Here is a 23,307-nt window from a genome sequence, read left to right as displayed (position 1 = left end):
CGGCCGCCCCTCAGCGCAGGACGGCGAGCGCCAGCGAGCCCACCGCCAGGGCGAGGAAGGCGCCGGGGAACGCGATGTTGTGGAAGACCCGCGCCCGCACGTGCGCGACGACGGCCCCGAGGAAGAACAGCACCAGCCCGACGGCGGCGGCGATCCCGAGGAGCTCCACCCCGAGCAGCCCGAGCAGCAGCCCGCCCGCGCCGGCGGCCTTCAGCAGCGCCAGCGCGGGAAGGGCCGACCGGGGCACCCCGACCTCGGCCGAGTTGGCCAGCACGAACCGGGCCCCGGCCAGGTCGGCGACGGCGATGGCGGCGTTGGCCACGATCGTGGCGACGGTGACGGCGACATAGGCGACGAACATCGGTCAGCCCTCGATCCGCAGCAGGTCCAGACGCCGCGGGTCGGCGACGACGTCGTAGTGGACGATGAGCCCGCCGACGACCCGGAAGACCAGCGCGAGGCGCGACCCGACGGCGATCCCGGGCCGCCCGTCGACGGTGACCAGCCGGGCGCGCCGGGCGTTGTCCCGAAGCGCCCGGGTCTCGGCGACGACCTCCCGCGCGCCCCGGATCCGCTGGGCCGCCCCGGCCGGAACCGCCTGGGGGTCGGCGGTCCGCACGACGTCCGGGTGGAGGACGGCGACGAGCCCGTCGAGGTCGCCCTGCCGGGCGGCCCGGAGGAACGCCTCCACCACGGGCCGGGCCCGGCGGGGCTCGTCGTCCTCGGGCGCGTCGGCCCGGCGCAGCCGCCCCCGCGCCCGGCTGGCCAGCTTCTTCGCCGACGCGGGGGAGGTGTCCAGGACGCGGGCGACCTCCTCGAAGGGGACGCCGAACACGTCGTGGAGGATCAGCGCGACCCGCTGCGGCGGCGTCAGCTCCTCGACGACGACCACCATCGCCGAGGTCAGCTCCCCGGCCAGCGCCACGACCTCCTGCGGGTCCTCGCCCCCGTCCACGGCGGGAAGTTCCTCGGGCCGCCGGGGAACCTCCCGGTCCCGCCGCAGGAAGTCCAGGCACAGCCGCGTCACCACGGTGGTCAGCCACGCCTGGGTGTTGCGGATCTCCGCGAGGTCGGCGGCGGCGTACCGCTCCCAGGCCTCCTGCACGACGTCCTGGGCGTCGGCCTCCGAGCCGAGCACCCGGAACGCCACCGCGAGCAGACGCGGCCGCTCCCGCTGAAAAACCCCGTTCCGATCCACCGAACGCTCCCTTCGAGTCACCCACCAGACGCGCGGCGCCCCCGAAAGGTGACCCACCGCGCCGAACCGGGACCGTTCCGGGTCCGGGCGGACCCGATCAGGGCCGATGATGGAGTGGTCCGTGCGACGGGGGAGGAAACCGCCATCAGATCGGCTCGCGACGACACTTCCCGGGTGAGGCGGCGCCGGGCCGCGATCGCGCTCGCCGTGGCCGCCGGAGCCCTGTACCTGGCCGGCCTGTTCCTGCTCGTCCCCTGGGAGAACGACTACCACTCCTGCAACCTGTGGCGTTACGGCGTTCCCGACCCGCCCGCCGCGCGGGGGCCCGCCTTCGACGGCATGGAGCGGAGGGCGTTCCCGCCCCAGGCGACCTGCCGCTGGGAGGACGGCTCCACGGTGGACCGCGTGCCCTGGTACCTCGGCCTTGGCGTGCTGTTGTGCTCGGCGGCTTCGGCCGGGGCCGCCGTGGCGGGCCGCCGCGGCCGGGGCACGACCGCGACGTGATCCGCTCGGGGCGGTGCGGGCTCAGCGGCTCAGCTCGGTCTCCCGCCCCACCCGCGACAGCTTCTCGGGGTTGACCACGAAGTAGAGCCCGGTGACGAGACCGTCCTCGATCCGCATCGCCGCGACGCCGTGGATCCCCCCGTCGCGCCGCAGGACCAGCGCCGGGTGGCCGTTGACCTGGACCGGCTCGACCGACGTCCAGGCGCCGACCTTGTGCCAGCCGACGGCCAGCAGGCGGGCCACCTTGTCGGCCCCCGCGACGGGCCGCTGCACGGCGTGCACGACCCCGCCGCCGTCGCTCAGCAGGACGACGTCCGGTGCGAGGACGTCCAGCAGACCTTGCAGGTCGCCGGTTTCGAGCGCGCGCCGGAACGCCTGGAGCGCGGCCCGGCTCTCGGCCGGGGAGACGACGTCGCGGGGCCGGCGGGCGGCGACGTGCGCCCGTGCCCGGTGGGCGATCTGGCGGACGGTGGTCGGAGTCCTGTCGACGGCCTGGGCGATCTCGTCGTAGTCCAGGCCGAACACCTCGCGCAGCACGAACACGGCCCGCTCCGTCGGGGCGAGGGTCTCCATCACCAGCAGCATCGCCATCGAGACGCTGTCGGCCAGCTCCACGTCCTCGGCCACGTCGGGCGTGGTCAGCAGCGGCTCGGGCAGCCACGGCCCCACGTAGGACTCCTTGCGGCGGCCGAGCGTCCGCAGCCGGTCCAGCGCCTTCCGGGTGGTGATCCGCACCAGGTAGGCCCGCCGGTCCCGCACCTCGTCCAGGTCCACGTCCGCCCACCGCAGCCAGACCTCCTGGAGGACGTCCTCGGCGTCGGCGGCCGAGCCGAGCATCTCGTAGGCCACGGTGAACAGCAGGTTGCGGTGGGCCACGAACGCCTCGGTGGCGGCGCCCATGGAATCGCCCTCGCTCATACCCGGCTCCCGCCCGTCCGTTCTCGACTGTGCTCCAGGCAGAAGACTCCGGAACCCGCCGCCGCGTGACATCCGCGGCCGGTGACGTACGTCACGTGAACGGCGCTGTCACGGCGGGTGGGACACCGGCGTCTCCATGGTCGTCAGCATGCCGCGCCGACGATCCGCGCGGCACACGACCCCCACGAGTGAGGACGAGGCCATGGCGACCACGAAGGCGCGGACCCCGGAGGAGCGGACCACGGTGCTGGTGACCGGGGGCAACAAGGGGCTCGGTTTCGAGACGGCCCGGCGGCTCGGCGAGCGGGGGTGGACGGTCTTCCTCGGCTCGCGCGACGAGGGCCGGGGAAGGGAGGCCGCCGCCCGGCTGGCCGACGGCGGCGTGAACGTGGTCATGGTCCCGCTGGACGTGACCTCGGACGCGTCGGTGGCCGGCGCGGTGCGGCTCGTCCGGGAGCACACCGACCGGCTGGACGTACTGATCAACAACGCCGGTACGCCGGGGAACGTCGTCGCGCCCGTGGACGCCACGGCCGAGGAGATCCACGCGGTCTACGACACCAACGTGTACGGGCCGGTCAGGGTCACGCACGCGTTCCTGCCCCTGCTGCGGGCGGCGGACGGGCCGCGGGTGGTCATGGTGTCCAGCGGCGGCGGCTCGTTCGCGGTCGTGACCGACCCGGACCAGCCCGTCTCCCGGATGCACGAGCTGGCCTACAGCTCCTCGAAGGCGGCGCTGAACATGATCACCGTCCGGTACGCCCAGGCGCTCCCGGACGTCAGGTTCAACGCCGTCACCCCCGGGGAGGTCGCCAACCGCAAGTTCACCGCCACCGACATGAACCATCACACCGGCCAGCTGACGGTCACCGAGGGCACCGACCCGATCATCCGGCTCGCGACGCTCGACGCCGACGGCCCGACCGGGATCTTCATCGACCGCCTCGGCACCGTCGCGTGGTGACCGCTCAGCCGGTCCCCGGGCGGCGGCACGGCAGCCTTGGACCCTGACCGCGCCGCTTCCCCACCTGGTCCTGATCCTGCTGGTCTCGGTGGTGAAGACGGCCCGCCACGCCGCCCCGGGGACCGGGGACCGGCCCGCCCGACCCCGGCCGGGGGTTCACAGCCCGAACGCCGCCGCCACCCGCCCGGCCAGATCGTCCTCGGTCATCGTGGTGTCGACCTCGATGGCGGGCAGCCGGAGGTCCCTGGTCCGCTCGCGGAGGCGTTCGGTGAACAGCCGGTCGCGTTCGAGCAGGTTGCGCAGGGCCCGCTCCGGATCACGGGTCCTGCGGGCGATGTCCCAGGTGGAGCCCCTGGCGTCGATCGCGGCCCGGCGGAAGCCGGGCGTGGGGAGCAGCCAGACGGCCTGGCCGGGCGCGGTGAGGAGGGGCCGCACGAGGTGCGGCAGCAGCCGGAAGCCCTCGACGATCACACCGGGTTCCGGCGGGAGGCGCAGGAGGTCCTCGACGATCAGGGGGAAGCCCTCGCCCCGGAACCAGTGGAACGTCTCCAGCATGGTCTCCGGGGACCTGTCCACCCACCGCTCGTCCATGTCCATGGCCTTGAACGCGCTCAGCGACGGGCCGTCCCCGGGCGCGGTCCGGCGGGCGTGGTCGGGCATCACGTCGTCGGTCGCGTAGAGCCGCAGACCGTGCCGGGCCGCCAGGCGCCGGGCGATGGTCGACTTGCCCGCGCCGGATCCGCCGCCGAGCCAGCGGACGTGCCGCAGCCGGGCCCGCGGCGCCGCGGCGTCGGCGGTCTCCTCGTGGCCTCCGGGCCGGGTCGCGTCGTTCATGGCGGCTCCTCGGGCGTCGTCGGGGTGCACCGGGGGCCGGCACCGATCCGTTCTCCGTGGTGGGTTCCGTGGTCAGCACGGAAGCGGCCCGTGCCCCGGCCGGGGGACAGTATGACCACGGAGGTCGACCCGGCACCACCGGGCGGACCAGGACCCACGAACATCAGGGAGTGACCATGGCCGGCACCGCGAACAGCAACTACGAGGGGTTCACCGCCGAGGAGCGGGCCGCGATGAAGGAGCACGCCCAGGAGCAGAAGAAGGCGGCCCGCCGCGCCTCGCGGGCGGACAAGGCGGCCGAGGCGCTGCGGGACGTGCTCGCGAAGATCGCCGAGATGCCGGATTCGGACCGGGTCATGGCCGAGCGCGTCCACGCCGTCGTCACCGCCAACGCCCCGGCCCTCGAACCGAAGCTCTGGTACGGGATGCCCTCCTACGCGCTGGACGGCAAGGTCGTCTGCTTCTTCCAGAGCGCGGAGAAGTTCAAGGCGCGCTACGCGACGCTCGGGTTCAACGACCTGGCGAAGCTGGACGACGGCCCGATGTGGCCGACCGCGTTCGCCCTGACCGAGGTGACGGCCGAGGTGGAGGAGCGGATCGGCGAGCTGGTGCGGCGGGCGGCCGGCTGAGCCGCCCGGTGAACGGACGCGGGCTACGGGGGCGTCGGCGTGCCCGCCCGCAGGAAGGCGGGCGGCGCGCCCGCCCATTCCGGGACGTTCAGGGCGTCGAGCGCCTCGACGAGGCTGCGCTCCTCGTACCGGAAGTGCGACTCCACGATCGCCATCAGGCCGTCCAGTTCCCCGCGCACCCGCTGCGCCTCCCGGGGGTCGCCGGTCCCGGGGCCCAGCCCGCCGACCAGTTCCTGGAGCCTGCGCAGGATGCCGGAGACCAGCCAGTGGTCCTCGCGCAGCTTGTCCAGCGTGGGGGCCAGTTCGGGGTACCGCTCGGCCAGCGCGGGGAACGCCCCGGCGTCCTCGCCGGTGTGGTGGCGTTCCAGCGCGGCGCAGAAGGTCAGGCAGTGCGCGCGCAGTTCCCGGGGCGGCGTGCCGCCGTCGAGGTGGGCGTCTACGTCGTCGCTGAGGCGGGCCAGCTCCCCGCGGAGCCAGTCATGGACTTCGACCAGCTGGGAGCCGAACGCCGTCAGGCGCGCGTCCGGTGCGTCGGAGGATTCCATCTGCGCCTCATCCTGGGGCGCGCCGGTCCGCCCGTCAAGATCGGAAGCCGGGTCGTGCTCTACGGTCGTCGTGTGGTCGGCGTTCGTGGGAAGGGATGGGCGTGGCGGACGAGACGGAGCGGCTGGCGGGGTTCCTGTACGAGATCGGGCTGCTCAAGCGCTACCGGCGGACGGGCTGGCTCGTCGCGGGTGTCGGGGACCCCGAGAGCATCGCGGACCACTCGCTCCGCGCGGCGGTCATCGCGAGCGTGCTGGCCGCGCTGGAGGGGGCCGACCCCGCGCGGGCCGCGCTGCTCAGCCTCTTCCACGACAGCCAGGAGACCCGCCTCACCGACCTCCCCCACCTGGCCCGGCCCTACGTCACGAAGGCGTCGAACGAGCGGGTCACCGCGCACCAGACGCGCGGGCTGCCCGAGGCCGTCGCCGCCATGATCACAGGCGCCGTGTCCGAGTACGAGGGGAAGGCCAGCCCCGAGGCCGTCTGCGCGCGCGACGCCGACAAGCTCGAATGCCTGATCCAGGCCGTCGAGTACCGCGAGCAGGGCAACCGGAACACCCGGCCCTGGATCGACAGCTCCCTGGAGCAGCTCCGTACCGAGTCCGCCAGGCGCCTGGCGCGGCAGGCCCTGGAGACGGGCTCGCTCGACTGGCTCGCCCGCGCGATGAACGGCGACGACCCCGCTCCTTGACCCTCCAGCAGGTGGAGATCCCAGACTCGGGGACGGCGGCGCGCGGCATGTCAGGGAAGGGGGCGCGACGGTGACCCACTGCCCGGAATGCGGGGCCCCGGCGGAACCGCGCTCCTGCGAGGAGCTCTTCCACGCGCTGCTCGCGCTGGACCACTCCCGGCGGCCGCCCTGGGGTCCGCTGCACGGGGTCTCGGTCTCCTGCTTCCTGCTCCAGCACCCCAGCCGGATCCCGGGCCCCGACGCCGCGCCTCCCTGGAGCCTCCTGCACGCGTACCTGCGGGACGGTCTGGACGGCGCGGACCGGCGGGTCCGCCACGTCCGGCGCGGCGACTCCCACCGCGGTCCCGGCGGGGCCCCCGCGGCCGCCCCCGGGGTCGCGGCCCCGGCCCTGGACCGGCCGCCGGCGCGCTTCGCCGTGACGATCGCGGAGGTCGCCGGGGGCGGGGACTTCCCCGCCGAGGGGTTCGCCGAGCGCGTCCGGGACTGGGCCGCGGCGACGGTGGACGCCTGGACCTCCCGCCCCGGGTGAGGTGAGCGCCGTGTCGCGGGACGTCGACCCCCCGTCCAAAAAACTCTGTACAACGTACAAAGATTCTCTATGTTGTGTGGCGTACAGAGTTTCCTTGGACGAGGAGATCCATGCGCACCTTCCCCATCGCCGCGGCCGCGCTGACGCTCTCGGCGCTCGCGCCGGTCCCGGCGGCGCACGCCGCCGCCCCGGCCCGCTGCCAGGACGTCACGGTCGCGGTGTCGATGGCGCCCGGCGAACCCGCCGACCAGCGCGTCGCGGGCACCCTGTGCACGCCCCCCGGCCGGCGGGCGACCACGGTGCAGGTCCTCGTCCCCGGCGGCACGTACGGGCAGGGGTACTGGTCGACGCGGCCCGCGCCCGGCGTGCCGTCGTACGTCGAGTCCATGAACCGCGCCGGGTACGCGACGCTGGCGATCGACCGGCTGGGGGCCGGGCGCAGCTCCCGGCCGTCCAGCGACCGCTACCGGCCCCAGACCCACACCGGGACCGTCCGGCAGGTCCTGCGCGAGCTCCGCGCCGGGCGGATCGGCGGCCGCCCCTTCGCGCGCGTCGTCCTGGCGGGGCACTCGCTCGGCTCCGCGATCGCCATGCGGATCGCCGTCGACCAGCCCCGGGCCGTCGACGGCCTCGTGCTCACCGGGGTGGCCAGCCGGCAGAACGACGCGGCGTTCGCCGAACTGGAGCAGGCCCTCCATCCGGCCAACCGCGATCCGCGTTTCGCCGGTCGGGGGCTCGACGACGGCTACGTGACCACCAGGCCCGGAACGCGCGCGGACTTCTTCTACCACCGCCCGACGATGGCGCCCGCCACCCTCGCCCGGGACGAGGCCGCCGCGCAGCCGGACGTCTTCCCCTCGTTCGAGGCGTTCCCCACGCCGGAGGAGTACCGGCGCATCCAGGTCCCGGTCCTGCTCGCGGTCGGCCGGCACGACCGGCTGATCTGCGGCGGCGCCGGTTCCGACTGCTCCGGCCCCGCCGCCCTGCGGGCGCAGGAGGCCCCCTGGTACGGGCCGTCCGCGCGCCTGCGGGCGGTGGTGGTCCCCGGCTCCGGCCACTCGATCAACCTGCAGCGCACCGCCCCCGTCCTGTTCGAGGCCGTCCGCTCCTGGGCCGACCGGTACGTCGCGCCCCGCTGACCCTCGGGCTGACCCTCAGGGCGCGGTGAGGACGCGGAACCCGGCGTCCACCGGGACGCGGACGCCGGTGACCGCGGGGAAGCCGCCGTCGAGCAGCGCGGCGATCACCGGCGCCACGTCGGCGGGCTCGACCATGCGGCCGAGGACGGACCGCGCGCTCAGCTCGGCCTCGGCCTGGGCGCGCGCGGCCGGGGCGTCGGTGCGGACGGCGCCGGGGGAGACGACGTTGACGGCGACGCCGTGCGGCCCCGCCTCGGCGGCCACGTGCCGGGCGAAGGCGTCCAGCGCGGCCTTGGCGGTGGCGTGGGCGATGGCGCCGGGGCGGGTCAGCTCGGCGCTCAGGCTGGAGACGTAGACGATCGCCCCGCCGCGCCGCTCGCGCATGCCGGGCAGCAGGGCGCGCGTGACGTGGAAGGCGGCGGCCAGCTCCCCGCCCACCTTGTCCATGAAGGCGTCCCACGGGATGTCCTCGAACGGCGCGAACGGCGGGGCGATGTTGGCGTTGCAGACCAGGGCGTCCACGGGACCGCAGGCCGCGGCCATGTCCGCGACGCCGCCGGCGTCACGGACATCGGCCTGGAACGGGCGCGCGGTACCCCCCGCCGCCTCGACGGCCCGGACCGTCCCCCGGGCCGCCGCCGCGTCGCCGCGGTAGTTGACGATCACATGGAAGCCGCGACGGCCCAGTTCCACGGCCGTGGCGGCCCCGATGCCGCGCCCGCCTCCGGTGACGAGCGCGACGCGCTGTGCGTTGTCCATGCCCCGACGATAGGAAAGCAGCTTACTTTTCGGAAGTACGTACCTTCGGGTAAGGTACTGAGCCACACGAGGGCTCGCAGGTGGGGGACGGTATGGAGAGGGACGACGTCTTCCGGCGGGACTGCCCGGCGCGGATGGTCCTCGACCACGTCACCGGCCGGTGGGGCGTCCTGGTCCTGACCGCGCTGCGCGAGGGCGACCTGAGGTTCTCCGAGCTGCGCGCGAAGGTGGAGGGGGTCAGCGAGAAGATGCTGTCCCAGACGCTGCGCACCCTGGTCCGGGACGGGCTGGTCAGGCGCACCGTCGAGCCGACCGTCCCGCCCCGGGTGTCCTACGGGCTGACCCCGCTCGGCGCCGGGATCACCGAGCCCCTCCAGGCCCTGACCGGCTGGATCAAAAGCCACGCGGCGGAGATCATCGAGGCGCAGAGCACCTACGACGCCTCGCCCTCCTGAGCCCGCGCCCCGGCCTGCGGGTCAGGAACGCCGTCCCGGCCGGTCGACGATCCCCTGGTCGAGATGGGCGTACCAGCCCAGGACGGTGCCCGCCCGGTAGGTGACCGTCCTGTCGCCGACCTTGTCGGTGCGCGTGCGGGCGACCGCGTGCCGGGTCCCGAGGTAGCGGTAGGTGGCGGGGTCGAGGACGATGCTCCGACGGTCGCCCAGGTGGTCGGTCCGGGCGAACGCCACGCCCCTGCGGCCCGCCGCGTCGGGGACGTCCCGCTCCGCCCCCACGCCGGAGACCTTGGGCAGGGCCCGGTAGACGGCGGCGCGGAGCTTGGGCGGCAGGGGGTGTTCCAGGATGCGGCTCATGGTGTCGAAGACGCCCTGCGGGTCGTTGGGGCCGACCTCGGCGGTGATCCTGCGGAGGAGGGCGTCGGGGTCGGTGGGAAGCGTGTGGTAGTTGCCCGGGTGGAACGCCGGGCGCTTCTCGTCGGACTGGTCGCCGTTCGCCGTGTAGTCGGTCACCTGCAGCTTCCCGGCGTGGATTTCGGCGCCGGCCTTGCCGTCGGCCCGTTCCCACTGCTCGACGGTCTCGCGGCCCTTGGGGTCGACGCCCTCCCACGGCCGGTTCATGTCGAAGCCCGACGCCGTGACGAACCGGGTGTAGATCCACTGCTTCGGGCTCGGCGGCTTGTACGGCAGGCGTTCGGCCGCCTCGGCGGCGCGGTCGCCGAGCTCGGTCGCGCTGACGAGCCGGAGGGCGGGCGACGTTCCCGGAACGGGGCCGCCGCCGTCCGGGAGCGCGACGACGCCGCCGACGCCCGCCGCGGCCACCAGGGCCCCGGCCAGGCCCGCGCGCAACGCGAACCGCCGGGAGGGGCGGCGGGCGGCGCGTCCGCGGTCGGCGGGCCGGTCACCGGCGGCGAGCCCGCGCAGTCCCCGCCGCACGGTGTCCTCGACGGAGGAGGGCATCTCCGGCATCGTGTTCCGCAGCTCCTTGACCATCTTCATCTCGTCCATGTCGTCACGACTCCTCTGCGGTCGGGTCGGTGTCGCCGAACGCGGCGCGGATCCTGCGCCGGGCCCGGTTGAGGCGCGAGCGCACGGTGCCCACGGGCACGCCGAGCGCGGCCGCGACCTCCTCGTAGGTCAGATCGGCCCAGGCGACGAGCAGCAGCACGTCGCGGTCCCGCCGGTGCAGGGACGCCATCGCCTCCGCGAGACGGCGGTCCTCCGCCTCGGCGGCCACCCGGCGCACCACGGTCTCGGCCAGCGGCTCGGGCACCGGGTCCAGGCCGGTGCGGCGCAGCGTCCGGTAGTGCCTCTCCTCCACGCGCCGGTGCTTGGCGATGAGGTTGGTGGCGATGCCGTACAGCCACGGCCGCGCCAGCGTCTGGGCGGTGTCGTAGGCGGCGCGGCGGCGGAAAGCGACGAAGAACGTCTCGGCGACGATGTCCTCCGCCGCCTGCGCGCCCAGCCGCCGCGCCGCGTAGTCGTAGATCCGGCGTCCGTGGCGGTCGAACAGCGCCGCGAACCACTCCGGCTCGGTCAGCGACCGGCGGATCAGCTCCACGTCGGCGAGTTCCGCCGCCCGGTGCACGTCCGCCGCCGCGGCGGTCACGGCGTCCCCTGGGTTCGGTGCGTCATGGCGTCCCTTCGTCTCGGGGGTGGGCACCGGTTGTTGCCCGAACGGCCCGAGGGGGTTCACGGCGCGCCGGTCAGGGGGCGGGACGGAGCGCCGCGGTGAGGACGAAGGCGCCGTCCCCGGCCGGTCCCGCGGTCAGGGCGGCGTCCACCGCGGACAGGCGGGTGGCCAGGTTGCCCAGCCCGGAACCCGGGGGAGTCACCGCGCCGGACACCCCGTCGTTGCGGACCGTCAGGCCGGCCGCCGAGACCTCGACGGCGCAGCGCGTCGCGGCGCTGTGCCGCAGCACGTTCGTGACCGCCTCGCGCAGCACCACCGCCAGGACCGGCTCGGCCTCGGCCGGGGGAGCGCCCGCGACGGTCACGGTCACCTCGATGCCGGCCGCCGCCAGGATCGACCGCGCCGTCTCCACCTCCTTCGCCAGCTCCAGGCGCGGGGCCTCACCGGCGACGGTCGCCATGTCGGCGCGGGCGCGTTCGGCCATCGCCGCGATGTCGGCCAGCTCGGCGCCGGCCCGGTCGGGCGGCAGGCGGCGGGCCAGCTCCGCCTTCAGCAGGATCGCCGTGAGGCTCTGGCCCAGCAGGTCGTGCAGGTCGCGGGCGGCGCGCAGCCGCTCGGAGACCACCGCCGAACGCGCCAGGTCCGCCCCGGCGGCGCGCAGCTCGTCCGACAGCCGCGCCAGCGACGCCATCCCGTAGACGATCAGGCCGGTGACCAGGGCGCTGACCACCGCGTTCGCGGTCGTCGCGGTGTCCGCGCCGAGGACGGGCGCGAGCACGCCCACGCTCGCGACGACCAGCACGGCGACCGGCCACGCCGCCGCCCCGAACAGCACCAGCAGCGACCCCAGCAGGAACCCCGGCACCGGGGCCCACGTCCCGCCGAGCCACGGCATCGGCAGGTAGCTCAGCACCGCCTGCGCGCCCAGGAACCACCGCCAGTGGCGCACGCGCGGCCGCGTCCACAGGAACTGCGCCCCGCAGACCACCACCAGCGCCGGGACCGCGATCCACAGCCGCGACGGGGGGACCTGCAACAGCCCGCGCAGCGACAGCCCCGCCAGCACCACCCCGAGCAGCGCCAGCGACATCCGGCGTTCCGCGCTCGGCCGGGGCCGCGGCACCGCGGTCACCTGCACCGACGCCGCGACCCGGAACCGCCCGCCGGCGTCCAGCCCGGTGTCCAGCCGCCCCCCGGCCGCCGCCAGCCGCCGCCGCACGTCCTCCAGCGCCTCCGCGCCCCGCGCCGCGGTCGGCACGCCGTCGCTGACCACCCGCAACGTCAGCAGCCCGCCCTGCTCGTCGGTCTCGATCACGCACCGCCGCGCGGTCCCCAGCCGCACCACGTCGGTCACCGCCTCCCGCAGCACGGTCGCCAGCAGCGCCCCCGCCTGCCCCAGCGGCTCGGCGTGCCGGACGTCCACCGCCACCTCGACCCCGGCCGCCGCCAGCAGCGACCGCGCCGTCGCGATCTCCGGCGCCAGCGACAGGCTCCGCAGGTCGGCGGCGGCCTCCCGCGCGGCGCTCAGCGCCGACCGCGCCACCGGCAGCGCCGCCGCCGCGTCCCCCGGCCGCGCCAGCGCCTCCAGCGCCCGCCCGATGCTCGCCTCCAGCAGGGCGGCGACCCGCAGCCGCTCCTCCCGCACGGCCGTCAGCGCCCGCGTCAGCCGCGCCGCGCCCGCCGCCTCCACGCGCTCGGTCAGCGCGCACAGCCCGTAGGTCGCCAGCGCGGCCAGCACGACCGTCCCCGCCGCGTCGAGCGCGCCCGCCACCGACGCCGCCCGCTCCGCCGCGACCCCCACCCCGGCGGCGACGACCAGCGCCGACGCCCACCACCGCGACCCCAGCAGCAGCGCCCCGGCCGCCACCCCGAGCAGCCCGACCGGCCCCCCGAACCCCGCCACGGCCACCGCCGCGGCCCCGGTCTGCGCCACCGGCAGCCACCACCGCCGGAACCGGGCCAGCCCCGGCACCACGTGCGGCAGCAGCGCCGCCAGCACCACCAGCTCCAGCGGCACCAGCGCGACCGCGCCCGGCCGTCCGAGCGCCCCGACCACGTACACGCCCACGAACGCCGACAGCGCCGCGACGGCGATGGTCCGGGCCGTCCGGGGTCCGTCCAGGGGGATCACCCTGGAATGGTACGAACCAGACGGCGCGCGGGATCAGGCGGTGACCATCCGCAGCGTCCCCGGCCGCCGCCCCGTGATCCGGTCCAGGGCCCGCGCCGTCGCCTCGTCGTCCGGCAGGTACACGACCAGCTCCTGGCCGTCGGTGTCGGGCAGCGCCAGCGACTCGAACGCCAGCCGCAGCTCCCCCTCCGGATGCGCGATCCGCTGCGTCCCGCTCCGCGCCGCGAACGCCGCCGCCGCCGCGACCCGCTCGGTGAACACCTTCCCCGCCACCAGCGTCAGCTCCTGCGCGAGGGCCGCCGCGTGCTCGTCGATCCGCACCGCGTCGTCCTTCAGCACCGCCGCCTGCTGCGTCGCGACCCACTCCCAGTCGGGGAACACCTCGCGGGAACGCGGGTTCGCGAACACGTAGCGCACCAGGTTCGGTCGCTCGCCGTCCAGGATCCCCAGCGGCCGCACCAGGCGCTCGTAGCCGGAGGTGTAGGCGATCAGGTCGTTGAGGCGGTTGACGACCACGGCGGGCGTCGGCTCCAGGCGCTCCAGCAGCGCCAGCACCGTGGCGCGGGGCCGCAGCGTCGGCGGTACGGCCGCCGGGCAGGTCAGCAGGCTGGTCTTGCCGCCCGCGTGCTTGGTCGCGAACAGCAGGTGCATGCGCTCCTCGTGCGACAGCCGCAGCGCGTCGGCGATCGCCGCCAGCACCTGGAGCGACGGGTTGCGGTCCCGGCCCTGCTCCAGCCTGGTCAGGTACTCCACGCTGATCCCGGCGAGCGTCGCCAGCTCGGCCCGCCGCAACCCGGGCGTCCGCCGCCGCGGCCCGGTGGGCAGGCCCACCTCGGCGGGGGTGACGGACTCGCGGCGCAGCCGCAGGAACGTGCCCAGCTCGTTGTCGCTCACAACGGCCACGGTAACCGCCGCCCGGCCGTCTTATCGTGGCCGTGTCAGGGCCAGTCTCGGCGCGGTCTCCCTCCCCGCCGCGCGCCCCGGCAGCGTTGGGGCCATGAGCACCGAAACCGTGAACACCGGAACCACCGCCCTGCCCCTGTCGCCCGGCGACTGGGCGCTCGACCCGTTCCACTCGTCGGTCGGGTTCGTCATCCGCCACCTCGGCATCTCCAAGGTCCGCGGCCGCTTCAACGACTTCACCGCGGCCCTGCGGGTCGGCGAGACCCTGGCCGACGTCGAGGTCACCGCCACCGTGGAGATCGCCTCCATCGACACCGGCAACGCCGACCGCGACGCCCACGTCAAGCGGGAGGACATGCTCGACGTCGCCCGCCGCCCCCGCATGACGTTCCGCTCCACCGCGATCACCGGCTCCGGCGAGGACTGGACCATGGCCGGGGACCTCACGATCGGCGACGTCACGCGGCCGATCACGTTCGCCGTGGAGTTCGACGGCGTCCGGGAGTTCCCCGGCACCGGCAGCCGCCACGCGGGCTTCGAGGCGACCGGCGAGCTGAGCCGCAAGGAGTTCGGCCTGGCCTTCGGCGCGGGCATGCTCGGCGACACCGTCAAGATCCAGCTCGACATGCAGTTCGTCGAGCCCTCCTCCTGACGCCGGAGACGGGGCGGGGGAACCTCCGCGGGCTCGCATACCATGCGCCCGTGGAGGTTCTGGAGGAACGGGAGTGGCGGGCCCGCGCGCAGGCGCACCGGGCCCGGGTCGACGCGTGGGTGAACCCGCACCTGGAGCGCCGCGAGCAGGGCCGGAGCCATCCCGTCGAGGACTTCCTGTTCACCTACTACAGCCACCGCCCCGCCAAGCTCCGCCAGTGGCACCCCGGCGCGGGCGTCGTCCTGCGGAACGCCGCCGGCTACGGCCGCGACTACCGCGACACCCCCGACGGCGCGACCCTCGACACCGCCGCGCTCATGGAGCGCCGCAAGCAGTCCGTCGACTGGATCGCCGGGCTCCTGGCCGCCACCGCCTCCCGGCCCGCGTTCTTCGGCTGCTTCGGCCTGCACGAGTGGGCGATGGTCTACCGCACCCCCGAGGTCCGGCACGCGTCCTGGCCGCTGCGCCTCGGCCCGGACGGCGTCGCGGCCGTCGTGGAGGAGCGCGGCGTGCGGTGCAGCCACTTCGACGCGTTCCGCTTCTTCACCCCGCTGGCCCGCCCGCTCAACGCGCTCCAGCCCACCCGCGACGGCCAGAAGGACCTGGAGCAGCCCGGCTGCCTGCACGCCAACATGGACCTGTACAAGTGGGCCTACAAGCTGTCGCCGCTGGTCAGCAGCGATCTGGTGGCCGACTGCTTCGAGCTGGCCCGCGACGTGCGCGCCCTCGACATGCGCGCCAGCCCCTACGACCTGCGCGCCCTCGGCCACGAGCCGGTCCGGATCGAGACGCCCGAGGGCCGCGCCGACTACGCCCGCCGCCAGCAGGAGTTCGCCGAACGCGCCCGCCCGCTGCGGGACCGCCTGCTGGCCGCCTGCGAGGCGCTGCGCACGGCGCCCTGAGCCCCCGCCCGGCCTCCTCCGCCCCTGAGGTGTGAAACGCCCCCACGGGGAACGAATCCCAACCCAGGCGTACACCGAAGGAGACGACGATGACCAGGGCCGGAGGAATAGGCGGCGAGTCCGACATCGTGGCGCTGCGCGCCGGAACCGAGGTCGGCGAACCCGCCCCGCCGGGGGAGGCCCCGCACATCGTTCCCCGGGACGTCCCGATCGACGACTTCACCGATCTTCCCGAGGGGCTGAAGGAGTACCACGCCAGGGAGCGCGAGGCGCTCGACGACGACCCGAAGACCGAGCCCACCCGGGAGGCGGGCCCGGCCTCCTGACCGTCAGGACCGCTCGGGGACCGCGCAGGCCCCGTCGGCGCAGGCGTCGCCGTCCTCCCCGACCAGGGAGATCGACGGCCGCGCGTCCGCCCACGCCCGCCGGAGCACCTCCGCGAACGCCTCCGCCGGCTGCGCCCCCGCGACCCCGTACCGGCGGTCCACCACGAAGAACGGCACCCCGGTCGCGCCGAGCTCCCGCGCCTCGCGCTGCTCGGCCGCGATCTCCGCGGCGTACGCCCCGGACTCCAGCGCCGCGCGCGCCGCGTCCCCGTCGAGCCCCGCCTCCACGGCGACCGCCACCAGCTCGTCCCGGTCGAACAGGGACCGCCGGTCGGTGAAGTGCGCCCGGTAGAACGCCTCGACCACCGCGTCCTGCACGCCGTTCTCCCGCGCCAGGCGCAGCAGCCGGTGCGCGTCGGCGGTGTTCCCGACCCGGCCCCCGTCCAGGTGGTACTCCAGGCCGTCCTCGGCGGCGCGGCGCTCCATCTCGCGTTCCATCGCGGCGGCGCGTTCGGGGGTCATCCCGTACTTGGCGGACAGCATGTCCACCGTCAGCCGGGTCTCGTCCCGCGGCGCGTCCGGGTCGAGCTGGAACGACCGGTGGACGACCTCCACCCGGTCCCGCTGCGGGAACGCCGCCAGCGCCTTCTCGAACCGCCGCTTACCGATGTAGCACCACGGACAGATCACGTCCGACCAGATCTCGACGCGCACGGGAACACCTCTCCGGAAACGGGACAATCCTCCGGACAACACGCCATGACCTGGATTGATTTCCGGCGCGGGCTGGATGGGCCCCTATCGAGGCAGGCCCGGGCCCGCCGTCCCGCGGCACGCCGCCCGGCCCTGCATTCCCCTCCGGCCACATCCAGCCGCGCCCGTCCCGCGTCCGCCGGAGGCCGCGGGACGCGGACGGCCGTTCGGGTTCCACCGTCCCGGGGACCCGGCCGGCCGTCCGAGAACGCCGGGCCCAGGAACGCGTCTCGGCGGTGCCGTGCGCGCCGCCGCCTGAGGGCACCACTGTAGGCACAGCGGGCCGGACGGCGGGGCGGCCTCCGGCGAATCGGTCCCCGACCAGGCCGAACCGCCGGACCGTCCGGGGAGTCTAAGGAGCGACCGCTCCACGATCACGACAGGAGGACCATGTCGGCCCCCGCACCCGACATCATCGGTGACGCCCTGCTGCGCGCCTTCGCCGAACGCGGCATGGCGGCGACGCTGCCCCAGCCCGACACGTTGCGGCTCACGTTGCCCGACGGCACCGCCACCACCCGGGACATCGCCGAGTGGCGACGGTACGCGGGCCGCAACTCCCGCGCCGACCTGCCCGGGATCGCGGCGCAGTACGCCGAGCAGACCGCCACGATGTTCGCCCGCAGCGCCACCCACTCCGACACCCGGAACCTCCTGGACGGCGAGCGGCTCCGGCTGCGCCTCTACCCCGACGAGGCGCTGACCCCCGAGATGCGGTCGGCCCTGGTCACCCGCCCCCTGGCCCCCGGCCTGCTGGAGACGGTGGTCGTGGACTACCCCGACTCGCTGATGCCGCTGAACCGCGGCGAGCTGGACGGGGTCACCGAGGAGGCCGCCTTCGGCGCGGCCCTGGAGGCGTCCCTGGACCGGGAGGAGCACTACTCCCGCACCGACGACATCCAGGGCGTCCCGATCATGCACGTCGGCGGCACCCACCGCTACGTCGGCTCCCACGTCCACGTCCTGAGCCGGTACGTGGACCCGGCGGCGGCCCGGTACGGCGCGCTGGTGGCGTTCCCGATCCCCGAGTACGTGGTGGTCCACGTGATCGGCCCGGTGCACCTGTTCGCGGCGTTCGAGACGATGCACGAGCTGGTCGAGCGCCACTTCCAGGCGGGCGAGAAGGCGATCACCCCCCGCCTCTACTGGTGGCGTCCCGGCCCCTACGAGCAGCTCCCCGAACGGCAGGCCCTGCACAGCGGCCAGGTCCCGGCCCTGGTCCCGGTCGGCCTGAAGGTGGACCACCAGGAGAAGAGCATCCAGCCGACGACGGCCGAGACCGACCAGTTGATCGAGCTCTGGCTCCGCGACAACCCGATGTGACGCGCCCGGCCCGCCCCCCGCGGGCGGGCCACCGGCGGCCCCTGCCATGATCCTCCGGTGAGCGACTTCGTCGTGTCGGTGATCCCCACCGACCCCCGCTGGCAGCCGGCCCCCGAGGCGGCCGACGCCTGCGCCGACCTGCTGCGCGCCCTGCTCTACCCGGAGGAGCCCGACCCCGAGGTCGAGATCGGCTGGTACGACCGCGTCGCGATCGTGCACCCCCACGAGAACCTCCAGCACGTCACCTGCCCCCGCTGCGGCCGCGAGATCTCCGACTGGTTCGACGGGCTGGCCGAGGAGGCGGAGGAGCGGCAGGGGCTGACCGAGCTGGAGGCCACGGTCCCCTGCTGCGGCGCGCGGATCCCCCTGACCGGCCTCCGCCACGACTGGCCGTGCGGCTTCGCCCGCTTCGAGATCGCCGCCTGGAACCCCGAACGCCAGCCCCTGTCCGGCGCCGACCTGACCGCCCTCGGCGAGGCCCTGGGGCATGCCGTCCGCCAGATCGAGGCACACATCTGACCTGCGCGGGAACCGCCGCCACCACCGTCACGTCAGAATCGCGAACCCCACGGACACACCACCGGACGGAGCACGGATGCGGGTCAAGGCGATCACTCTGGGCGCGGCGCTGGCGCTCCTCACGACGGGCCTCACCACGGGCTGCGGCGCGTTCACCCCCGTGATGGCCGAGGGCCGCGTCAAGGCCCGCGTCGCCGAGAGCCCCATGTTCGCGTCCGAGGACTCCAACGTGAGCGTCACCGTCCTGTCGTCCACGGTGAAGCAGGTCCGCAAGGACGACAGCGGCACCGTCCCGCGCACCGACGTCCCCTGGCTGCGCCGCGGCGACCTGCCCAAGGAGATCCGCCAGGGCAGCGTCGTGGAGTGCGACGTGGAGATCCGCCGCAAGTTCCAGAGCAACGACTGGGGCCAGCCCCGCGCCACGGACTGCGAGATCGTCGGCTGACGGCCGGCCACCCACCCGCGGAGCGCGGGCCCGTCCGGCCGTGTAATGTCCATACCAAACATTTTGGTATGGAGGCGGACGCATGGGGAGCGCGGGAGCGCGGGAGTGGCTGGCGGAGGGCCTGCGGCTGCTGGCCGAGCAGGGCGCCCCGGCGGTGACGCTGGAGCGGGTCTGCGAGCGCATGGGCATGTCGAAGGGGGCGTTCTACCACCACTTCGGGTCGGTGCCGAAGTTCCGGACCCGGCTGCTGGCCCACTTCGAGGCCGAGTACACCACCGCGGTCATCGACGCGGTCGAGGGCGCGGCCGGCCTGCCCGCGCGGGAACGGCTCGACCTGCTGGTCGCCGAGGCGCTCCGGGACACCACCCCGGACCTGGAGATCGCGGTCCGGGCCTGGGCCAAGCAGGACCCCGAGGCGGCCGCGGTGCAGGAACGCGTGGACGCCACCCGCATCGCCTACGTGCGGGACCTGTGCGAGCGGGCCGGCCACGCCGACCCGGACCGGACGGCCACGCTGGTGTACCTGGTGCTGATCGGGGGCGCGCACCTCGCGCCCCCGCTCCCGCACGAGGACAAGCGCGCCCTGTGCGCCCTGGTCCTGGGACGGGCGGACGCGGCGGCCGCCGCGCCGCGGAGGGGCCCGACGCCGTGAGGCCCGCCACCGCCACCCCGAGCCCGCCGTCCATCCGCTCCACCACCTGATCGTCGCCGCCACGGGCGCCGTGCCCGGGAAGAAGGGACCGTCATGAGCCCCACGGGACTCCACCGCTGGCTTCCCCGCCTGATCCTGGCCGCCGCCGCCGCGCACCTGGCGGTGGGCGCGGTCGAGTCGGCCCCGCACTGGCGCGACATGCTGTCGGAGGGCCTGTGGAACACCGTCGCCAACGACGACGCCCCCCGCATGATGGCGCTGTGGTTCATGTTCAGCGGCGTCGCGCTGGTCGGCCTCGGCCTGCTGGCCAGGAGGAGCGTGCTCGCCACCGGCGCGCTGCCCGTCGAGATCGGCTGGCTCCTGCTGCTGTCCGGCGTCCCGGTGGCCCTGCTCGAACCGGTCTCGGGCGGCTGGGTCCTGCTGACCCTCGGCACCCTGGCCGTATACGCGACACGGCGCTCCGCACCGGACCGGCCCTAGGTTGTGCCGTCAAGGTTCATGGCCCCATCAACAGGCTCGGCGGTCCTGTCCTGGCGGGTGGCGATGCCGCGCCGGTGTTTGAGCCGGTTGAAGCAGCGCTCCACCACGTCGCGGCGTTTGTGGATCCGGGCGTCGGAGGCCGGCGGGCGTCCGCCGGCGGAGCCGGGGCCGCCCCGGCCCCGGGTGCGGCACCCGGATCCGCTCCAGCACCGCTGCGAACATGGTGCAGTCGTTGACGTTGCCGCCAGCGAGTCTCGGCCAACTCATGACGACGAACCGCAGGCCGACGGGGCAACGGGCAGGTCGGCGAGGGGGCGTGGAAGCGCGGGTTTTCGCCGCCATCACCCCGGCCGCCCTGTTGAGGCGGCTGTGAACCTTGACGACACGACCTGGCCCGCGGCGGTCGGGACCTTCGGTGTCGCGCGCATCCCCACGTACACGCACTCGGTGCCGTCCGACAGCGTCGAGAACACCACCGGCATGTGGTCCTCGCTGAACGAGGGTCCCGCGCCCGACGCCGCGAACACCGTCCCGTGCCCGGTCTCCGTCACCGGTGTCAGGTCCATGTCCAGGGGCGGCGACACGTCCTTCATGTCGTCCACGAACTCGTACCGCATGTGCGGCGCGCCGTCCCTCTCGCCCACGGTGACCACCACGCCCGCCCGCCGGTAGGTGCCGGTGAACGGCGCCACGTCGATCGCGGGCGGCGTCGCCGGGGCGCCGAACGGCTCCGGCATCCGCACCCCCGCCAGCTCGGCCAGCAGCTCGCGGAAGAGTTCGTGGTACAGCCGCCGCGCGCCGCCGCCGTTGGTCAGCAGCACCACCGCCACCCCGGCCGACGGGACGACGCGCAGGTAGGCGTACTGGCCGATGGCCGCGCCGTCGTGGCCGTAGCCCGCGACGCCGTCCCAGTCGTACAGGGTCCAGCCGAGGCCCCAGCCGTCGGCGCTGACGGTCCACCTGTCGGGGACGTCGGCCTCCCGGCGCCGCATCGCCGCGACGGTCCCGGGCTCCAGCACGCGCGTCCCGTCGGGGGCGAGGCCCCCGTCCAGGTGCATCCGGGCGAAGCGGGCCATGTCACCGGCCGACGAGATGATCCGCCCGGCGGGCCCGACCGAACGCGGCATCAGGTCCCACGCCGGGGCCGGCTCCGGGTCGGCGCCCGCCTCGCCCAGATGGCTCATCGCCGCCCGGAACCGCAGCGCCTCCTCCGGCAGCGTCATCGTGTGCTCCAGCCCCAGCGGCGCGAGGACCTTCTCGCGCAGCGCCCGGTCCCAGGTCATCCCGGTCAGCACCTCGACGATCCGGCCGAGCACGACGTAGCCGAGGCCGCCGTAGGAGATCGCCGTGCCGGGCGGGCAGTCCAGCGGCACGTCGCGGGCCGCCGCCACGTAGCCGGCCAGGCAGTCGTCGCCGCGCCCGCCGTCGTGGTTGAAGTCGTTGGTCACGCCGCCGGTGTGCGACAGCAGCCGCCGGACGGTGATCTCCCGCGTGGCCGCCGGGTCCGGCGTCGCGAACTCCGGCAGCACGTCGGCGACCCGCGCGTCCAGGTCCAGCAGGCCCTCGTCGACCAGCCGCATGACCAGCGTCGCGGTGTAGACCTTGGCGATCGATCCGCACAGGAACACCGAGTCGGGCGTCGCGGCGACCCCGGTGCCCCGGTGCAGGACGCCGCTGGCCAGCTCGTGGACGCGGCCGTTCACCAGCACCGCCAGGGCCGCGCCGGGAACGCGGTGGGCGGCGCGCAGCCCGTCCAGCCGCGCCTGCCAGCGCGCCAGGTCGAGGTCCCGGCCCCGGGAGTCGCGGGCGCCCCACTCGCCGCCGGCCTGCCAGTCGCCGTTGTCGTCCCAGGTCACGTCGTTCGCCATGGTGGTCTCCGTCAAGGGAAGGGGGTGTCAGTGGAGGGCGGGGGCGGTCGTGCCGGCCGCCTCTTCGGCCGTGGCCGGGGTGTCCTTGGGGTCGCGCATCACCACCAGGGCGAGCACCGCGGCGGCCAGCACCCCCGCGGCGGCGATGGTGAAGCCGGTGCCCATCGCGGAGGTGAACGCCTCCCGCGCGGTCCCCGCGAGGCCCGCGTCGCCCAGCGCCAGGGCCTCGCCGAGGGAGCGCCGCGCCCGCTCGGGCGCGTCCTCCGGCATGGCACCGGTGAAGCCCGCGGTCACGACGCTGCCGAGGATCGCCACGCCCAGGGCGGCGCCGGCCTGCTGGATGGTGTCGTTCAGCGCCGACCCGACCCCGGCCTGCTCCGGCGGGACCGTGCTCATCAGGGCCGAGATCGCCGCGGGCGCCGCCAGGCCGCCGCCCGCGCCGAGCACGAACAGCGCCACGCCGAGCGGCCAGAACCCGTCCTCGGCCGACAGCGAGGCCAGCATCGCGAACGCGGCCGCGATCACGGCCAGCCCGCCCGCGGCGGCGACCCGGTTGCCGATCCGCCGGCCGAGGGCCGCGCCCAGGCCGTTGAACAGCAGCGACGCGACGGCCATCGGCAGGAACGCCAGTCCCGCCTCGGTGGGGGAGTAGCCGAGCACGAGCTGCAGGTATTGGGTCAGCACCAGCAGCAGGCCGCCGTTGCCGATCTGGACGAGGGTCAGCGACAGGCTGCCGCCGGAGAAGTTGCGGGCCCGGAACAGGCCGAGCGGGACCATCGGGGAGGCGGTGCGCAGCTCCCAGGCGACGAACCCGGCGAGACCGGCGACGGCCAGGCCGAACGCCGGCAGCGTGACCGGGTGCGTCAGGCCGTGCCGGGGCCACTCGATGATCGCCCACACCAGGGCGGTCATGCCGACGACCGACAGCACGGCGCCCAGCGGGTCCGGCCTGGTCCACGGGCCCCTCGACTCGGGCATCAGCACCAGCGCGGCGACGATCGCCAGCACCGCGATCGGAACGTTGATCAGGAAGATCGCGCCCCACCAGAACCACGCGATCAGCGCGCCGCCCAGCACCGGACCGCCGACCAGGCCGACCATCGCGACCGCCGACCAGACGGCCATCGCCGTGCGCCGCTCCGCGTCGTCGAACACGGTGATCAGGATCGACAGCGTGCTCGGCATGATGAGCGCGCCGCCGATCCCCATCACCACGCGGGCGACGATCAGGTGCCACGGCTCGGTGGCGAGGGTGGCCGCCAGGGACGACAGCCCGAACAGCGCCAGCCCGACCAGCATGACCCGGCGGCGGCCGAACCGGTCCGACAGGCTGCCCGCCGTCAGCAGCAGCCCGGCGAACACCAGGATGTAGGACTCCAGGATCCACTGCGCGTCCTGCGGGGTCGCGCCGATGTCCTCGGCCAGCGGCGGGATCGCCACCGTCAGGACCATGTTGTCGATCACCAGGACCAGCGTGCTCAGGCAGAGCACGACCAGGATCCACCAGCGGCGCGGGTGCCGCCCTCGCAGCGCTTCCATCACAGCCCCTCTCGGCGC

28 protein-coding genes are annotated in these 23,307 nt (G+C 74.9%); 15 read left to right on the top strand and 13 right to left on the bottom strand.

Annotated elements, in window-relative coordinates; translation table 11 throughout:
- Positions 1-10: 10 nt before the first annotated feature.
- Positions 11-361, bottom strand: a complete 351-nt coding sequence (locus HNR61_RS29095; RefSeq protein ID WP_182846351.1) for a DoxX family protein — start codon at positions 359-361, stop codon at positions 11-13.
- A 3-nt stretch (positions 362-364) separates the two neighbouring features.
- Positions 365-1,198 carry a sigma-70 family RNA polymerase sigma factor gene (locus HNR61_RS29090; RefSeq protein ID WP_312898146.1) on the bottom strand — a complete coding sequence of 278 codons (834 nt, stop codon included), beginning with the start codon at positions 1,196-1,198 and terminating at the stop codon, positions 365-367.
- 174 nt (positions 1,199-1,372) lie between these two features.
- On the opposite strand from HNR61_RS29090, the gene HNR61_RS50120 reads away from it, so the two are divergent.
- Entirely contained in the window at positions 1,373-1,702 is a 330-nt protein-coding gene (locus HNR61_RS50120) for a hypothetical protein (RefSeq protein ID WP_182846349.1), read from the top strand.
- Positions 1,703-1,723: 21 nt separating this feature from the next.
- Here HNR61_RS50120 and HNR61_RS29080 read toward each other — a convergent pair whose 3' ends face one another.
- Positions 1,724-2,620, bottom strand: a complete 897-nt coding sequence (locus tag HNR61_RS29080; RefSeq protein ID WP_182846348.1) for an RNA polymerase sigma-70 factor — start codon at positions 2,618-2,620, stop codon at positions 1,724-1,726.
- 202 nt (positions 2,621-2,822) lie between these two features.
- Here HNR61_RS29080 and HNR61_RS29075 point away from each other — a divergent pair, with 202 nt between their 5' ends.
- Positions 2,823-3,584 (top strand): SDR family oxidoreductase, encoded by a 762-nt coding sequence (locus tag HNR61_RS29075; protein ID WP_182846347.1) that lies wholly within the window; start codon positions 2,823-2,825, stop codon positions 3,582-3,584.
- Between the two features lie 156 nt (positions 3,585-3,740).
- Here HNR61_RS29075 and HNR61_RS29070 read toward each other — a convergent pair whose 3' ends face one another.
- Positions 3,741-4,418 (bottom strand): hypothetical protein, encoded by a 678-nt coding sequence (locus HNR61_RS29070; RefSeq protein ID WP_182846346.1) that lies wholly within the window; start codon positions 4,416-4,418, stop codon positions 3,741-3,743.
- 176 nt (positions 4,419-4,594) lie between these two features.
- Between HNR61_RS29070 and HNR61_RS29065 the strand changes: the two genes are divergently transcribed.
- The gene (locus HNR61_RS29065) at positions 4,595-5,047 is read left to right on the top strand and encodes an iron chaperone (protein ID WP_182846345.1); all 453 of its coding nucleotides are present in this window, start codon (positions 4,595-4,597) and stop codon (positions 5,045-5,047) included.
- A 23-nt stretch (positions 5,048-5,070) separates the two neighbouring features.
- Here the strand turns inward: HNR61_RS29065 and HNR61_RS29060 are convergent, their stop codons facing one another.
- Entirely contained in the window at positions 5,071-5,592 is a 522-nt protein-coding gene (locus HNR61_RS29060; protein ID WP_182846344.1) for a hemerythrin domain-containing protein, read from the bottom strand.
- Between the two features lie 101 nt (positions 5,593-5,693).
- Here HNR61_RS29060 and HNR61_RS29055 point away from each other — a divergent pair, with 101 nt between their 5' ends.
- The 3 genes from HNR61_RS29055 (at position 5,694) to HNR61_RS29045 (ending at position 7,949) form a co-directional block, all read left to right on the top strand.
- A complete protein-coding gene (locus tag HNR61_RS29055; RefSeq protein ID WP_312898145.1) occupies positions 5,694-6,281 on the top strand; it encodes an HD domain-containing protein in 588 nt (195 codons plus the stop codon).
- Between the two features lie 70 nt (positions 6,282-6,351).
- A complete protein-coding gene (locus tag HNR61_RS29050; protein WP_182846342.1) occupies positions 6,352-6,810 on the top strand; it encodes a DUF5946 family protein in 459 nt (152 codons plus the stop codon).
- 110 nt (positions 6,811-6,920) lie between these two features.
- A complete protein-coding gene (locus HNR61_RS29045) occupies positions 6,921-7,949 on the top strand; it encodes an alpha/beta hydrolase (RefSeq protein ID WP_220509908.1) in 1,029 nt (342 codons plus the stop codon).
- Positions 7,950-7,964: 15 nt separating this feature from the next.
- On the opposite strand, the gene HNR61_RS29040 is transcribed toward HNR61_RS29045, so the two are convergent.
- Complete coding sequence (locus HNR61_RS29040; RefSeq protein WP_182846341.1) at positions 7,965-8,708, bottom strand: SDR family oxidoreductase; 744 nt, start codon at positions 8,706-8,708, stop codon at positions 7,965-7,967.
- Positions 8,709-8,800: 92 nt separating this feature from the next.
- Between HNR61_RS29040 and HNR61_RS29035 the strand changes: the two genes are divergently transcribed.
- The gene (locus HNR61_RS29035; protein ID WP_182846340.1) at positions 8,801-9,163 is read left to right on the top strand and encodes a winged helix-turn-helix transcriptional regulator; all 363 of its coding nucleotides are present in this window, start codon (positions 8,801-8,803) and stop codon (positions 9,161-9,163) included.
- A 21-nt stretch (positions 9,164-9,184) separates the two neighbouring features.
- Here the strand turns inward: HNR61_RS29035 and HNR61_RS29030 are convergent, their stop codons facing one another.
- From HNR61_RS29030 to HNR61_RS29015, 4 genes are all read right to left on the bottom strand, one after another.
- Positions 9,185-10,171 (bottom strand): CU044_5270 family protein, encoded by a 987-nt coding sequence (locus tag HNR61_RS29030; protein WP_182846339.1) that lies wholly within the window; start codon positions 10,169-10,171, stop codon positions 9,185-9,187.
- A 4-nt stretch (positions 10,172-10,175) separates the two neighbouring features.
- Positions 10,176-10,772 (bottom strand): RNA polymerase sigma factor, encoded by a 597-nt coding sequence (locus HNR61_RS29025; protein WP_312898144.1) that lies wholly within the window; start codon positions 10,770-10,772, stop codon positions 10,176-10,178.
- A 97-nt stretch (positions 10,773-10,869) separates the two neighbouring features.
- A complete protein-coding gene (locus HNR61_RS29020; protein ID WP_220509907.1) occupies positions 10,870-12,927 on the bottom strand; it encodes a sensor histidine kinase in 2,058 nt (685 codons plus the stop codon).
- Between the two features lie 33 nt (positions 12,928-12,960).
- A complete protein-coding gene (locus tag HNR61_RS29015) occupies positions 12,961-13,821 on the bottom strand; it encodes a helix-turn-helix domain-containing protein (protein WP_182846338.1) in 861 nt (286 codons plus the stop codon).
- A gap of 103 nt (positions 13,822-13,924) precedes the next feature.
- Here HNR61_RS29015 and HNR61_RS29010 point away from each other — a divergent pair, with 103 nt between their 5' ends.
- The 3 genes from HNR61_RS29010 (at position 13,925) to HNR61_RS29000 (ending at position 15,710) form a co-directional block, all read left to right on the top strand.
- Positions 13,925-14,482, top strand: coding sequence for a YceI family protein (locus tag HNR61_RS29010; protein ID WP_182846337.1), 558 nt, complete (start codon positions 13,925-13,927; stop codon positions 14,480-14,482).
- 50 nt (positions 14,483-14,532) lie between these two features.
- On the top strand, positions 14,533-15,384 hold the full coding sequence (locus tag HNR61_RS29005) for a 3-methyladenine DNA glycosylase (RefSeq protein WP_182846336.1): 852 nt from the start codon (positions 14,533-14,535) through the stop codon (positions 15,382-15,384).
- Between the two features lie 89 nt (positions 15,385-15,473).
- A complete protein-coding gene (locus HNR61_RS29000; protein WP_182846335.1) occupies positions 15,474-15,710 on the top strand; it encodes a hypothetical protein in 237 nt (78 codons plus the stop codon).
- Between the two features lie 3 nt (positions 15,711-15,713).
- Here HNR61_RS29000 and HNR61_RS28995 read toward each other — a convergent pair whose 3' ends face one another.
- The gene (locus HNR61_RS28995; protein ID WP_182846334.1) at positions 15,714-16,424 is read right to left on the bottom strand and encodes a DsbA family oxidoreductase; all 711 of its coding nucleotides are present in this window, start codon (positions 16,422-16,424) and stop codon (positions 15,714-15,716) included.
- A gap of 429 nt (positions 16,425-16,853) precedes the next feature.
- Here HNR61_RS28995 and HNR61_RS28990 point away from each other — a divergent pair, with 429 nt between their 5' ends.
- The 5 genes from HNR61_RS28990 (at position 16,854) to HNR61_RS28970 (ending at position 19,882) form a co-directional block, all read left to right on the top strand.
- Positions 16,854-17,786: a hypothetical protein gene (locus HNR61_RS28990; RefSeq protein ID WP_182846333.1), complete on the top strand. Its 933-nt coding sequence runs from the start codon at positions 16,854-16,856 to the stop codon at positions 17,784-17,786.
- A 57-nt stretch (positions 17,787-17,843) separates the two neighbouring features.
- Positions 17,844-18,305 carry a hypothetical protein gene (locus HNR61_RS28985; RefSeq protein ID WP_182846332.1) on the top strand — a complete coding sequence of 154 codons (462 nt, stop codon included), beginning with the start codon at positions 17,844-17,846 and terminating at the stop codon, positions 18,303-18,305.
- Between the two features lie 76 nt (positions 18,306-18,381).
- On the top strand, positions 18,382-18,750 hold the full coding sequence (locus tag HNR61_RS28980) for a hypothetical protein (RefSeq protein ID WP_182846331.1): 369 nt from the start codon (positions 18,382-18,384) through the stop codon (positions 18,748-18,750).
- An 82-nt stretch (positions 18,751-18,832) separates the two neighbouring features.
- A complete protein-coding gene (locus tag HNR61_RS28975; protein WP_182846330.1) occupies positions 18,833-19,402 on the top strand; it encodes a TetR/AcrR family transcriptional regulator in 570 nt (189 codons plus the stop codon).
- 93 nt (positions 19,403-19,495) lie between these two features.
- Positions 19,496-19,882: a DUF6463 family protein gene (locus tag HNR61_RS28970; RefSeq protein ID WP_182846329.1), complete on the top strand. Its 387-nt coding sequence runs from the start codon at positions 19,496-19,498 to the stop codon at positions 19,880-19,882.
- A 341-nt stretch (positions 19,883-20,223) separates the two neighbouring features.
- On the opposite strand, the gene HNR61_RS28960 is transcribed toward HNR61_RS28970, so the two are convergent.
- Together HNR61_RS28960 and HNR61_RS28955 are read right to left on the bottom strand one after the other, a co-directional pair.
- Positions 20,224-21,750, bottom strand: coding sequence for a serine hydrolase domain-containing protein (locus HNR61_RS28960; RefSeq protein WP_182846328.1), 1,527 nt, complete (start codon positions 21,748-21,750; stop codon positions 20,224-20,226).
- Between the two features lie 27 nt (positions 21,751-21,777).
- Positions 21,778-23,289 carry an MFS transporter gene (locus HNR61_RS28955; RefSeq protein ID WP_182846327.1) on the bottom strand — a complete coding sequence of 504 codons (1,512 nt, stop codon included), beginning with the start codon at positions 23,287-23,289 and terminating at the stop codon, positions 21,778-21,780.
- Between the last annotated feature and the right edge of the window lie 18 nt (positions 23,290-23,307).

Origin of the sequence: Actinomadura kijaniata (genome assembly GCF_014138665.1) — a bacterium.
GTDB lineage: Bacteria > Actinomycetota > Actinomycetes > Streptosporangiales > Streptosporangiaceae > Spirillospora > Spirillospora kijaniata.
Note: the sequence above shows the minus strand (reverse complement) of the source record. Positions and strands in the feature narration are given on the sequence as shown.

Excerpts from the sequence above, each read along its gene's own strand:
- HNR61_RS29095 (WP_182846351.1), bottom strand. The coding sequence starts at position 361 with ATGTTCGTCGCCTATGTCGCCGTCACCGTCGCCACGATCGTGGCCAAC.
- HNR61_RS29080 (WP_182846348.1), bottom strand. The coding sequence starts at position 2,620 with ATGAGCGAGGGCGATTCCATGGGCGCCGCCACCGAGGCGTTCGTGGCC.
- HNR61_RS29075 (WP_182846347.1), top strand. The coding sequence starts at position 2,823 with ATGGCGACCACGAAGGCGCGGACCCCGGAGGAGCGGACCACGGTGCTG.
- HNR61_RS29070 (WP_182846346.1), bottom strand. The coding sequence starts at position 4,418 with ATGAACGACGCGACCCGGCCCGGAGGCCACGAGGAGACCGCCGACGCC.
- HNR61_RS29065 (WP_182846345.1), top strand. The coding sequence starts at position 4,595 with ATGGCCGGCACCGCGAACAGCAACTACGAGGGGTTCACCGCCGAGGAG.
- HNR61_RS29060 (WP_182846344.1), bottom strand. The coding sequence starts at position 5,592 with ATGGAATCCTCCGACGCACCGGACGCGCGCCTGACGGCGTTCGGCTCC.
- HNR61_RS29045 (WP_220509908.1), top strand. The coding sequence starts at position 6,921 with ATGCGCACCTTCCCCATCGCCGCGGCCGCGCTGACGCTCTCGGCGCTC.
- HNR61_RS29040 (WP_182846341.1), bottom strand. The coding sequence starts at position 8,708 with ATGGACAACGCACAGCGCGTCGCGCTCGTCACCGGAGGCGGGCGCGGC.
- HNR61_RS29035 (WP_182846340.1), top strand. The coding sequence starts at position 8,801 with ATGGAGAGGGACGACGTCTTCCGGCGGGACTGCCCGGCGCGGATGGTC.
- HNR61_RS29030 (WP_182846339.1), bottom strand. The coding sequence starts at position 10,171 with ATGGACGAGATGAAGATGGTCAAGGAGCTGCGGAACACGATGCCGGAG.
- HNR61_RS29010 (WP_182846337.1), top strand. The coding sequence starts at position 13,925 with ATGAGCACCGAAACCGTGAACACCGGAACCACCGCCCTGCCCCTGTCG.
- HNR61_RS29000 (WP_182846335.1), top strand. The coding sequence starts at position 15,474 with ATGACCAGGGCCGGAGGAATAGGCGGCGAGTCCGACATCGTGGCGCTG.
- HNR61_RS28990 (WP_182846333.1), top strand. The coding sequence starts at position 16,854 with ATGTCGGCCCCCGCACCCGACATCATCGGTGACGCCCTGCTGCGCGCC.
- HNR61_RS28980 (WP_182846331.1), top strand. The coding sequence starts at position 18,382 with ATGCGGGTCAAGGCGATCACTCTGGGCGCGGCGCTGGCGCTCCTCACG.
- HNR61_RS28975 (WP_182846330.1), top strand. The coding sequence starts at position 18,833 with ATGGGGAGCGCGGGAGCGCGGGAGTGGCTGGCGGAGGGCCTGCGGCTG.
- HNR61_RS28970 (WP_182846329.1), top strand. The coding sequence starts at position 19,496 with ATGAGCCCCACGGGACTCCACCGCTGGCTTCCCCGCCTGATCCTGGCC.
- HNR61_RS28960 (WP_182846328.1), bottom strand. The coding sequence starts at position 21,750 with ATGGCGAACGACGTGACCTGGGACGACAACGGCGACTGGCAGGCCGGC.
- HNR61_RS28955 (WP_182846327.1), bottom strand. The coding sequence starts at position 23,289 with ATGGAAGCGCTGCGAGGGCGGCACCCGCGCCGCTGGTGGATCCTGGTC.